The organism is Gemmiger formicilis (genome assembly GCF_018784445.1).
Taxonomy (GTDB): Bacteria; Bacillota; Clostridia; order Oscillospirales; family Ruminococcaceae; genus Gemmiger.
Genome location: NZ_WQOH01000031.1, coordinates 1 through 12,017, shown reverse-complemented (window position 1 = coordinate 12,017; position 12,017 = coordinate 1). Strand labels below are relative to the sequence as shown.

Here is a 12,017-nt window from a genome sequence, read left to right as displayed (position 1 = left end):
AATCCGCGCAAGAACAATATGTAATTCAAGGCGTGTCGCCGTCCCGTTGCATACGGCGGCGGCACGCATTTTTTGAAAAGGAAGGAGCTGCAAAGCCATGAAAACCGCCCCGAAAAAAGCAACGCGCATCAAGGCGGGCCGCATCCAGCGTGCAAACTACAAATGGATCTATCTGTTCCTGCTTCCCACCATCGTGATCTTTGCGATGTTCTATTTGATGCCCATTGCGCAGGTATTTGTGACGTCGTTCACGAAATGGGATGGCTTCAACGCACCAAAGTTCAACGGTCTGACAAACTATATCAATCTGTTTACCAACAGTTCGTTCCTCATTGCGTTGAAAAACCTGCTCTGGTGGTGCGTGATTGCCCTGACGCTGCACGTCGGCTTCGGCACATTGGTCGCTTTTGTACTGTACCAGCGCCCCCACGGCTGGAAGTTCACCCGTACAGTGTTCATGATCCCCAACGTCATCAGTGCGGCGGCCTGGGCGATGATCTACAAATTCATTTTCAACAATGATTTCGGCATCCTGAACTCGGTCATCCGCGTTTTTAACCCGAATTTCAACGTCCAGTGGTTCTACAAATCGCCGTGGGCGTTCTGGGCTGTTACGTTCACCTGGCTGTTCTATGCAGTCATCGTCACGTTGGTCGTGCTGGGTGATTTGATGAACATTCCGAAGGAACTGAATGAAGCCGCCCTCATGGACGGCGCTACCGGCTGGCAGCTGATCCGCTATATCCAGCTGCCGCTGTGCCGTGCATCCATCGGCACCAGCGTCATTGCCTCGCTGACATCCCGTATTGCCATGTATGAGCAGATTGCCCTGACGACGTCCGGCGGTCCGGGCGACGACACGATGAGCCTGCCCATCATTCTGGTCAAGGGCATCATGGACTACCGTTACGGTTACGCCAACGCGGTGGGCGTGGTCATGTTTATCATCGGTTTGATCGTGCTGGGCATCGTAAACAAGCTGTTCCGCATGGACGAAGCTGATTACTGAGAAGGAGGCACACCATGAAAATCAAATACAAGCCTTGGGCAAAGGTTTTGATGTACCTTGTGGAGGCCATCGTCATTATTCTCTCTGTGTTTCCCATTCTGTGGGTCATTATGTCGTCCTTCAAGACGAACGGCGAAATTTTAAGTTCACCGCTGGCGCTGCCCGCCCACTTCTCGCTGGATACCTTCATTGACATTTTCCAGAAGTACAGCTTCCCCACCTACTTTTTCAACTCGCTGCTGGCGGCGGGCGTCTCGACGCTGGTTTCGCTGCTGTTCTATGCCATGGGCGCGTATGTCATTGCCAAGTTTGAGTTTCCCGGTCGCAAGCTGCTGTTTGCGCTGTTCACCATCACGCTGCTTGTGCCCAGCCACAGCAAGACCCAGCCCATCTTCTCGCTCATCACGAAACTGAACCTTTATGACAGCATCTGGGGCGTCACCCTTGTTTACCTGTCTGCCGGTATGGCTATGTCCATCTTTGTGCTGAAAGCCGGCTTTATGGCGATTCCCAAAAGCCTGGACGAGGCTGCGACACTGGACGGCGCAAGCTTCTTCCGCACGTTCTGGACCATCAACCTGCCGCTGGCAAAAAGCGCACTGGCGACTGCCGGCATCCTGATGTTCCTCGGCAACTGGAACGAGTACTACTTTGCCTCGTTGCTGACCGTTTCGGACTCGCAGCGCACACTGCCCATCGCGCTGGCGTTCTTCACCAGCGAATTTTCCTACAACTACACCCAGCTGTTTGCCGCGCTTACCATTGTCATTCTGCCCGGCATCATCCTGTATGCGCTTGCACAGGATCAGGTGCAGGCCAGCGTGGCCGCTTCCGGTGTCAAGGGCTGATGGAAAGGAAACCCGCCTATGAAATATGATCTCGAACCCCGCGGCTGGATCGTGGCAGAGGAAACCTTTGACCCGTGCCGCACCGCCAAATGTGAATCCATCTTTGCCCAGGGCAACGGCTATATCAACATCCGCTGCGCGCTGGAGGAGGGTTACCTTGATACCTACCGCGGCGCTTTTATCACGGGCACATTCAATAAGGCTATGCCCGACGAAGTGACCGAGCTGCCCAACCTGCCTGACGTGACTGCTATGGAGTTTATCGTCAACGGTGAGCGTTTCGCCATGGATCAGGGTACGCTGCAAAGCTACCTGCGCACACTGGATCTGCACACCGGCGAAGCAACGCGCACCGTGCAGTGGAAAAGCCCTGCCGGGGCAGCGCTGGAACTAACCTTCCGTCGCTTTGTTTCGCTGGATAATGAGCATATTGCCGCGTTCTCGGTGGAAGTCACACCGACGAATCAGGATATCGAGCTGGTCGTCAATAGCGGTATCTCGACCCGCAACAGCAATACCGGCTCTCAGCACTGTGTGGAGGGCGAAATGCGGATGCTGCCCGGTGGCATCCTGCGCCTGATGACCCATACGAATGAGAGCAATGTGCCGATCAGTGTACACTGCCTGCACAAATTCAGCGCAGAACCCTCCGAGTCGCTGCCGGTCATTGAGCGCCGCCGCTTTGTGGGGCGCTACACGTTCCGGCTGGCAAAAGGGCAGACGCTGCGCATCGAAAAGCTGACCTGCTACCACACAGGCCGTGACCTGCCGTTTACGGTCTACGGTCAGCAGCGCGGCACAACGAACCCGGACATCGTTGCCGCTGCCGGTGATGCGCTGGCGGCAAAGTTTGCGGATACCGGTTATGACGCTCTGCTTGCAGCCTCCGCCAAAAAGTGGGCAGCTTACTGGGCAGAGCAGGATGTGCAGATCGAAAGCGATGACAGCTTTGACCAGCTGGGTATGCGGTTTGCGCTGTATCACCTGAACATTATGATCAAGCGCGATGATGACCGCGTTGGCATCGGTGCCAAGGGCATGACAGGCGAGGGCTACAAAGGTCATTCTTTCTGGGATACCGAGATGTTCCTGATGCCTTACTACCTGTTGACTGACCCCGCCGCCGCCAAGACCCTGCTGGGCTACCGCTGGCGCAGCCTGCCCGGCGCGTTCAAAAAGGCCAGCGAGAATGGCTATCAGGGTGCTATGTTCCCCTGGGAGAGTGCGTGGCTGGACGACGGCGAAGTAACGCCGCTTTACTGCGGTGCGGATATCGTCACCGGCAAGAGCAGCCCGGTTTTGACCGGTATGATCGAGCAGCATATCTCTGCGGATATTGCCTGGAGTGTCTGGCTGTACTACCAAGCCACCGGCGATGATGATTTCATGAACCGCCGCGGTTGTGAGCTTTTGATTGAAATTGCCCGTTTCTGGGCAAGCCGCGTAGAGTGGCAGGAAGATACGCAGCGCTATGAAATCAAAGACGTCATCGGTCCGGATGAGTACAAAGATCACGTCGATAACAACGCCTTTACAAACTATCTGACCGTCTTTGCCATGGAACAGGCCGAACGCTGCATCAAAGATATGCCCACCCAGTGGCCGGATGCCTACGCCAAGCTGAGCGACAGCTATGACCTGAATGCTCTGGCGGCTGAATTGCAGGACAAAAAGGCAAAAGTCTACCTGCCGCAGCCCAACGCCGATGGCATCGTGCCGCAGAACGCCCAATATCTGGGGCTGGATGCGATCGACCTGAGCAAATACAAAAACCAGCAGGGCGTGTCCTCGATTTACGAGGATTACAGTCCCGCCCAGATGAACCAACTTATGGTTTCGAAGCAGGCTGACTTGGTCATGCTCATGCGCATTATGCCCGACTTGTTCGATGCTGAGACCCGCCGCAAGAACTTTATGTTCTATGAGTCCCGCACACTGCATGATTCCTCCCTGAGCCATGGTCAGCACTGTGTGTTGGCCGCGTGGGAGGGACTGGACGATATGGCGCTGGATATGTACCGCCACGCCATTGCCATTGACCTCGGCCCGAATATGAAGTCGTCCGACTTAGGCATCCACAGTGCATCGATGGGTAACGTCTGGCAGTGTGTTGTCTGCGGCTTTGCCGGGATGGAATGGCACGAGGGCGGGCTTTCCCTGCGCAGTCATCTGCCCGCAAGCTGGCAGCGCGCGGCGTTCAACATCGTCTGGCGCGGTGCAAAGCTCCATGTGGAAGTCACCCATGCGGGCATCACTGTCACCCACCGCGGCGGTTCCGCTGTGGAAATTACCGTGGACGGTCACCCGGTAAAGCTGGCCGCCGAGTAACTATGAGGAACTTTCTATGAAATACAAGGGTATTATTTTCGACTTGGATGGAGTGCTCTGCTCCACAGACCGTTTCCACTTTGAAGCGTGGAAACAGACAGCCGAGGAAGTCGGCGCACCGTTTGACGAAACCATCAACATGAAGCTGCGCGGCGTCAGCCGGATGGAGAGTCTGGAAATCATCCTTTCCGGCAGCAGCAAGACCTTTACCGATGCGGAAAAGGAACGCCTTGCCACCGAGAAAAACGACCGCTATCGCAAGCTGCTGGCGCAGATGTCGCCCGCCGATATGCCCGCTGCCGTGCGCGACGCCCTGACGGCGCTGCACAACGCGGGGCTGAAGCTGGCTGTTGGTTCGTCCAGCAAAAACGCGGCCTACATCTTGGAACGGCTCGACGCGAACCGCTACTTTGACGCTGTGTGTGACGGCACGATGATCGCTCATTCCAAGCCTGACCCGGAGGTCTTTACCAAGGCTGCCGCCATGGTGGGGCTTGCCCCGGCAGACTGCCTGGTTGTGGAGGACGCTGCTGCCGGGCTGGAGGCCGCCCGCGCGGGCGGCATGGACTGTGCCATCGTCGGCACGGCCCCGATGCCGTTTGAACCTACCTACCATATGCAGGACGTGACCAAACTGCCGGGAACGATTTTGTAAGAGGTATACTTATGGAAAGCGTTCACCCCGCGTGGTGGAAAGAGGCCGTCGTCTACCAAATCTACCCGCGCAGCTTCAAGGACTCCAACGGTGACGGTATCGGTGATCTGAACGGTATCCGTGAAAAGCTGGACTACTTAAAAGACCTTGGCGTCGATGTGCTGTGGCTGAACCCGATCTATCAATCTCCTAATGTGGACAACGGCTATGACATCAGCGATTACCGCGATATCATGACAGACTTCGGCACAATGGCCGACTTTGACGCCCTGCTGGCGGATGTCCATGCCCATGGGTTAAAGCTCATCATGGACTTGGTGGTCAACCACTCGTCGGACCAGCACCCGTGGTTTATTGAGAGCCGTTCCAGCCGCGACAACCCCAAACGCGACTATTATATCTGGAAAGACCCCGCCCCGGACGGCGGTGCCCCCAACAACTGGCGCAGCTGTTTCAGCGGCTCGGCGTGGAAGTACGACGAGAAAACCGGTCAGTATTACCTGCACCTTTTTGCTGAAGGACAGCCCGATTTGAACTGGGAGAACCCGGAGGTTCGCGATCAGGTCTTTGACATGATGAACTTCTGGTTCCAAAAGGGCATCGACGGCTTTCGCATGGACGTCATCAGTATGATCTCCAAGGCCGGATATGCAGACGGGCCACTTTGCGCCGATGGTCTGTACGGCGACTATACCGACCAGTGTACCAACGGTCCCCGTGTGCATGAATACCTGCAGGAGATGAACCGCCGTGTGCTGAGCCACTACGACTGCATGACGGTGGGCGAGAACGCCAACGTCAACCCGGAGCTTGCCTGCCTGTACGCGGGCGAGGATCGCCATGAGCTGAACATGGTGTTCCAGTTTGAACTGATGGATGTTGACGGCGGCGAGAGCCGCAAGTGGGAACCCGAACACCCGTGGAAGCTGACAGACATCAAAAAAATACAGACCCGCTGGCAGACCGGTTTGGACGGCAAGGCGTGGAACAGTCTGTACTGGAACAACCACGACCAACCCCGCGTGGTGTCGCGCTTCGGCTGCACCAAGGACGAAGAATCCCGTGTGCGGTCGGCCAAAATGCTGGCTGTCTGCCTCTACCTGATGCAGGGAACGCCCTACATTTATCAGGGTGAGGAACTGGGCATGACGAACAAGCATTTCGACAGCATCGACCCCATTAACGATGTTATGACTCGCAACGCCTACTTTGAAAAGACCCAGCGCTGCGGCGAGAGCGTGGCGGATTTCATGAAGGCGGCCAACTACATCAGCCGCGAGCACACCCGCACCCCCATGCACTGGGATGATACCGCCAATGCAGGCTTTACCACCGGCACACCGTGGATACCGCTGAACCCCAACTACCCGCAGATCAACGCAGCCAAACAGGTGGGCGACCCGGACTCGGTGTACAGCTTCTACCGCCGCCTGCTGGCGCTGCGAAAGTCGGACAAGACCTTCGTCTACGGTCACTACGCCCTGCTGCTGCCCGACGACGAAGAGATCTACGCCTACACCCGCACATTGAACGACGAGCAGATACTCGTGGTCTGCAACTTTACCGACCATGACGTACCCTGCCCATTGCTGAACGATTGGCAGAACACAGAGTTGCTTATCAGCAACTACAACACCCCCGGAAACCCCGGAAGTCTGCGACCGTTTGAAGCGGTGGTTTACAGAAAGTAAAACGCAACAGTAAAGAGTCCTGATGCCGAATTTCGGCATCAGGACTTTCTTCTTTTAGGGCACAAAACTCAACGGGTCAACCCGAACCCCGCTTTGCACCACCTCAAAATGTCGGTGCTGTCGCCCGTGCCGCCTGCCTACATATTTTTCAAAAAATACCGCCCTATCTCACGATAAGGCGGTAGATTGCGTTATTCTATGCTGCTCCTAAGTCTTTAGATAACAAATCACCATTGGCGGCGTTCTCAAACACTTCAAAAGCATCTTGTAGTTCTTCCAATCACAGCTGGTGTGTCTCTTTCCAGAGTATTTGTTTTCCGCGACATCATTTAGCATCATCAGAATAAACCCCGATGGCCTTTTGCAAAGCCAAGAACTGCTTCAGCAGTTATCGCTGCTTTGTTCCATAAATACCCTCCTTGCTGCAAGTAATAAAACCATCTCTATATGGTGATATTCTCAGAATTTCATCTGTCTGCATAATCTGGCACCATTGACATAAATGTCATTTGCCAGTTCTGTAACAAGCCGCATATCCTGCCAGGTTTCACACTTATTCCCCATAAAAGTAATGTTATCAAAATGGACATCATGGACACGTACTTCTTCTGTCGGCGTCTGATACCCCCGGATCATGGAGACCGGGATATCTCCGTTCAGCACCTGGATATTATCAAAATAGATATCATTAATCTCTCCTTTGGCAAGCTGTTCCGTATATCTGCAAAGCAGAACCTTAATATCGAACAGTTTCTGTTCTGCCTGCTCTACTCTGATATTTTTATAATGTATATCATGAACATGGCCGCCATCTGCCTGATGGATGGAAATCGCCGCACCACCCATGTTTCCTTCATACTGGCAGTGTATAATATCACAATCCTCAAATACTAGGTCGTGGATTTCGCTCTGGAGGGCATAACCAAGCTCTATGGCATTACCGGGTTCTGCATTCCAGATCACGTTATTGTGAACACGCACTTTTGTTACGTCACGTACCGTTGACGGATCTTCAAACAATCTTTGGGATTTGATGCAGATACTGTCATCTGTGGAACGGATAAAGCAATTTTTCACCTCTACGTCCTGGCTGCTCGTAATATCAATACCGTCTCCCGTTACAATCCTCGACATAATGCTCATATACGGTAAAGAAGCAACAACACAAATTGAGAACAGCGTACCCTACTATTCTGTATCAAAGTGGAGCAGTAACACGAAAATGTTGCTGCTCCATTTTCATGCCCCTTAAATAATTTCCTTGAATCTGCTTGACTTATATTACGGTTAGTGATATATTTATTACAGTAATCGTAATAAGGAGGCTGGACTATGAGAGACAATGCAAAAAGTGGCGCACTTACAGAAGTGACCTTTTATATTTTACTCTCTCTTTATACACCAAAACACGGATACGCCGTTATGCAGTTTGTTGAAGAAAAAACGGGCGGGCGGCTTTCGTTAGGCGCAGGCACTTTATATGGAGCATTAAACTCTTTGCAGGACAAGAAGTGGATTGAACCTTATGGAGATAGTGAGGGAAGAAAAAAAGAATACCACATTACAGCACAGGGAAAAGAAATTGCAGAAAAAGAGCTTGCAAGACTAAATGAACTTGTAAGCATTGCAAGTGAAATTATTGGAGGTGCAGTATGAGTAAAAAATGTTATCGCTTTTTTGGCGGATTGCTAAATACGCAGGAAAAATGGCTAAACAAAATGTCTGAAAAGGGTTATCGACTTGTTCGGACAGGAAAACTGTTATACGAATTTGAAAAATGCAAGCCCGATGAAGTGACCTATTGTGTAGAGTTTATCGGAGAAAAATCAAAAGAGAGTTCAATAGACTATGCTAATTTTTTGGAGGATATGGGATATAAGGTGTTTTTTAAAAATATCAATCTAAACTATTCTGTTGGAAAAGTTCGTTGGCGCCCATGGGCAGAAAGGGGCGGTCGTATTGCGACAAACACAACAACTTTTAATCGAGAAATCTTGATTGTGGAAAAAGCAAATGATGGAAAGCCTTTTGAACTCCATACCTCTTATGACGATAAAGAAAAATATTATCGCAACTTACGCAATCCGTGGCTATTTCTACTGCTCATGTTTGCACTATTCGCAGTTACAAAGCAATCTATAATCTTTGGTATTTTTGCGTTGGTTTCTGTAATTCCTGGCAGTATATATCAAATACAGATAATGAAAATCCGGAAGGAAGCCAAGACACAGGAATGGTGAGGAAATAAATAGCAAATCCAGCCGAGCCAGTCAACGGTCAAGATGAACGGCGCAAATGTGCCACCGTTGACAGCCGCCGCCCGTCCTGCTTTTGTGGCAATCAAGGGAGCGACAGACTAAAGTGCTGTCGCTCCCGCCCATTATGGGGGAAAGACAGTAGAAAATTTCACATCTATGTGCTATAATAGTTCCGACAGAATGAAATATAAATATATATTTTACACTACGGTATGGGGAGTATAAAAATGACAGGAGAACAATTTGTTAAATTATGCTACGAAGAAAAGAAAACCATTTTAGCCGAATACTTCAATCCTAATTCTTCATCAGTTGTCGGCAAAAAAATCAGTGCAATAACTGAACAAGGTATATCAAAAGATGATTTGTATGATCTATTGAATTTGGTACTAAAAGAAAATTACTATACTTTGTTGCTTGGATTGGACGGAGAAGCGTCGTTAGGTAATACTCAAATTACCTATAAGCTTTATGATGAAAATGGCAACTTGCTTAACGAATGTGGAGAGCTTGAAGCCGCCGCATACAGATACTTTGTAGAAGAATGATCTTCAAATTTAATCTTGTCAATCATACATAATACAACATAATACACATTTTCACAGGACAGCCAAAATCGGTTGTCCTTTTCTTTTACCCAAAAGAGGGAACGGGAGACTAAAATTGAATACTGCTCCAAACAGCAACGCCACAGATTTTTGAAAATCCGTGGCGTTTTTTGCTCCCATTTTTGGCAAAACGCCCCGTTCCCTTGTAGTAGTGAGTGACGGGGAAGTTTGCCCGAAATGGGCTTGCCTGCCGTAGTAGTGATGAAAAATCCAAATGAGCGTTTGGCATTTTCCGTTTCTGTCCGTAGAGGGGAACAAAGGTGGGCAGGACACGCCTCCGCAATCGCTATATTGACGAAAGCAGCCACACCGACCCTTGTAGATTGCCGCAAAGTCAGCCGCAGAGGAAAGTGGCAGTTTTTCAGAGCAAGATTCTACCGCAGTACCAAAATTCGCTTTTCGCTCATTTTGCCCCTGCGGGAATCTTGTTGGGGAGTGCCTTCCCCAAACCCTGCTTATGCGGCTTGCGCCGCTTAAAAATCCCTCAAAATATTTTTTCGGATTTTTCAAAAACAGTTCCGCTTCACACCCCGTTTTTCTCCTATTAGTGAGAGGACACCACGCACAGAAAGGAGGTTTTACCATGCGAAAACGATACAACACGCCGCACCGCAGCCGGGTAGTCAAGACACGCATGACCGAGGAAGAATACGCCGAGTTTGCGGAAAGGCTTTCTGCCTGCAACATGAGCCAAGCCGAGTTTATCCGGCAAGCCATAACCGGGGCAGCCATACGCCCCATCATAACCGTTTCCCCCGTCAACGACGAGCTGCTTGCCGCTGTCGGGAAGCTGACCGCCGAATACGGCAGGATCGGCGGCAACTTAAACCAGATAGCCCGGACGCTGAACGAGTGGCACAGCCCCTACCCGCAGCTTGCCGGGGAGGTACGGGCGGCGGTTTCCGACCTTGCTGCCCTAAAGTTTGAAGTCTTGCAGAAAGTAGGTGACGCTGTTGGCAACATTCAAACATATCAGCTCTAAAAATGCGGACTATGGCGCAGCGGAAGCCTACCTCACATTTGAGCATGACGAGTTTACCATGAAGCCCACCCTTGATGAAAACGGGCGGCTGATACCGAGGGAGGATTACCGCATTTCTTCCCTTAACTGCGGGGGCGAGGATTTCGCCGTTGCCTGTATGCGAGCCAATCTCCGCCATGAGAAAAATCAAAAACGGGAAGATGTGAAAAGCCACCACTATATCATCAGCTTTGACCCACGGGACGGAACAGACAACGGCTTGACCGTAGACCGGGCGCAGGAGCTGGGCGAGCAGTTCTGCAAAGAGCATTTCCCCGGACACCAAGCCCTTGTATGCACCCACCCGGACGGGCATAACCACAGCGGCAATATCCATGTGCATATCGTCATCAACTCCCTGCGGATTTACGAAGTCCCGCTTCTGCCCTACATGGACAGACCAGCCGACACAAGGGAGGGCTGCAAGCACCGCTGTACCAACGCCGCTATGGAATATTTCAAGAGTGAAGTCATGGAGATGTGCCACCGGGAGGGGCTTTACCAAATCGACCTCTTGAACGGCAGCAAGGAACGGATAACGGAACGGGAATACTGGGCGGCAAAGAAAGGGCAGCTTGCCCTTGATAAAGAGAACGCCGCCAGAGAAGCCGCCGGACAGCCGACCAAGCCCACCAAGTTTGAAACGGACAAGGCGAAGCTGCGCCGGACGATACGGCAGGCATTTTCCCAAGCTACCAGCTTTGACGAGTTTTCTTCCCTTTTGCTGCGGGAGGGTGTGACCGTCAAGGAGAGCCGGGGGCGGCTTTCCTACCTCACGCCGGACAGGACAAAGCCTATCACAGCCCGGAAGCTGGGGGAAGATTTTGACAAGGCTGCTGTCCTTGCCCTGCTCACGCAGAACGCCCACAGAGCCGCCGAAAAGACCACAGCCATACCCGAATACCCGCACACCCAAAAGGAACGCTTGCGGGAGGAAAAAGCCGCAAAAACCACCCCGGCAGACAACACCTTGCAGCGCATGGTTGACCGGGAAGCCAAGCGAGCTGAGGGCAAGGGAGTAGGCTATGACCGCTGGGCGGCAAAGCACAATCTAAAGCAAATGGCGGCTACCGTTACCGCCTATCAGCAGTACGGCTTTTCTTCCCCGGAGGAACTGGACGAAGCCTGTTCTGCCGCCTATGCCGCCATGCAGGAAAGCCTTACAGAGCTGAAGCAGGTGGAAAAGACGCTGAACGGGAAAAAGGAGCTGCAACGGCAGGTGCTTGCCTATTCCAAGACCCGCCCTGTCCGGGACGGGCTGAAACAGCAGAAAAACACCAAAGCAAAAGCAGCCTACCGACAGAAGCACGAAAGCGACTTTATCATAGCAGACGCAGCCGCCCGTTATTTTAGGGAGAACGGCATTTCCAAGCTGCCAAGCTATAAAGCCCTGCAAGCAGAGATTGAAGCCCTTATCAAAGAGAAAAACAGCGGCTACAACGATTACCGGGCAAAACGGGAGGAATACCGCTGCTTACAGACTGTCAAGGGCAATATTGACCAGATTTTACGCCGGGAACGCAAGCCTGTGAAAAGGCAGGAACAGGAGCGATAAAAACCACCCCAAAATGTACCCGAACCCATACAGAACAAGGGGGC

12 protein-coding genes are annotated in these 12,017 nt (G+C 52.0%); 10 read left to right on the top strand and 2 right to left on the bottom strand.

The window, feature by feature from the left end; all coding sequences use genetic code 11:
* Positions 1-97: 97 nt before the first annotated feature.
* The 5 genes from GPK89_RS10120 to GPK89_RS10100 are packed head-to-tail and all read left to right on the top strand — an operon-like array spanning position 98 to position 6,531.
* The gene (locus GPK89_RS10120; protein WP_215692815.1) at positions 98-1,009 is read left to right on the top strand and encodes a carbohydrate ABC transporter permease; all 912 of its coding nucleotides are present in this window, start codon (positions 98-100) and stop codon (positions 1,007-1,009) included.
* 14 nt (positions 1,010-1,023) lie between these two features.
* Entirely contained in the window at positions 1,024-1,857 is an 834-nt protein-coding gene (locus GPK89_RS10115; protein WP_215692812.1) for a carbohydrate ABC transporter permease, read from the top strand.
* A gap of 18 nt (positions 1,858-1,875) precedes the next feature.
* Positions 1,876-4,185, top strand: a complete 2,310-nt coding sequence (locus GPK89_RS10110; RefSeq protein ID WP_215692810.1) for a glycoside hydrolase family 65 protein — start codon at positions 1,876-1,878, stop codon at positions 4,183-4,185.
* A 16-nt stretch (positions 4,186-4,201) separates the two neighbouring features.
* Entirely contained in the window at positions 4,202-4,840 is a 639-nt protein-coding gene (gene pgmB, locus GPK89_RS10105) for a beta-phosphoglucomutase (protein ID WP_215692808.1), read from the top strand.
* An 11-nt stretch (positions 4,841-4,851) separates the two neighbouring features.
* Positions 4,852-6,531 (top strand): glycoside hydrolase family 13 protein, encoded by a 1,680-nt coding sequence (locus tag GPK89_RS10100; protein ID WP_215692806.1) that lies wholly within the window; start codon positions 4,852-4,854, stop codon positions 6,529-6,531.
* A gap of 459 nt (positions 6,532-6,990) precedes the next feature.
* Here GPK89_RS10100 and GPK89_RS10095 read toward each other — a convergent pair whose 3' ends face one another.
* A complete protein-coding gene (locus tag GPK89_RS10095) occupies positions 6,991-7,665 on the bottom strand; it encodes a glycosyl hydrolase family 28 protein (protein ID WP_252261626.1) in 675 nt (224 codons plus the stop codon).
* Between the two features lie 198 nt (positions 7,666-7,863).
* Here GPK89_RS10095 and GPK89_RS10090 point away from each other — a divergent pair, with 198 nt between their 5' ends.
* The 3 genes from GPK89_RS10090 to GPK89_RS10080 all read left to right on the top strand — a co-directional run bounded on the left by GPK89_RS10090 (position 7,864) and on the right by GPK89_RS10080 (position 9,337).
* Positions 7,864-8,187, top strand: coding sequence for a PadR family transcriptional regulator (locus GPK89_RS10090; RefSeq protein ID WP_005927798.1), 324 nt, complete (start codon positions 7,864-7,866; stop codon positions 8,185-8,187).
* Positions 8,184-8,771: a DUF2812 domain-containing protein gene (locus GPK89_RS10085; protein ID WP_005927795.1), complete on the top strand. Its 588-nt coding sequence runs from the start codon at positions 8,184-8,186 to the stop codon at positions 8,769-8,771. The genes GPK89_RS10090 and GPK89_RS10085 overlap by 4 nt, the downstream gene beginning before the upstream one ends.
* A gap of 245 nt (positions 8,772-9,016) precedes the next feature.
* Positions 9,017-9,337, top strand: coding sequence for a hypothetical protein (locus GPK89_RS10080; RefSeq protein ID WP_044960761.1), 321 nt, complete (start codon positions 9,017-9,019; stop codon positions 9,335-9,337).
* 51 nt (positions 9,338-9,388) lie between these two features.
* Here GPK89_RS10080 and GPK89_RS10075 read toward each other — a convergent pair whose 3' ends face one another.
* Complete coding sequence (locus GPK89_RS10075; RefSeq protein ID WP_055168421.1) at positions 9,389-9,907, bottom strand: hypothetical protein; 519 nt, start codon at positions 9,905-9,907, stop codon at positions 9,389-9,391.
* 73 nt (positions 9,908-9,980) lie between these two features.
* Here GPK89_RS10075 and GPK89_RS10070 point away from each other — a divergent pair, with 73 nt between their 5' ends.
* Complete coding sequence (locus GPK89_RS10070) at positions 9,981-10,379, top strand: plasmid mobilization protein (protein ID WP_034479871.1); 399 nt, start codon at positions 9,981-9,983, stop codon at positions 10,377-10,379.
* A complete protein-coding gene (locus tag GPK89_RS10065) occupies positions 10,351-11,973 on the top strand; it encodes a relaxase/mobilization nuclease domain-containing protein (protein WP_215692802.1) in 1,623 nt (540 codons plus the stop codon). Before GPK89_RS10070 ends, GPK89_RS10065 begins: the two co-directional genes overlap by 29 nt.
* Positions 11,974-12,017 lie beyond the last annotated feature (44 nt).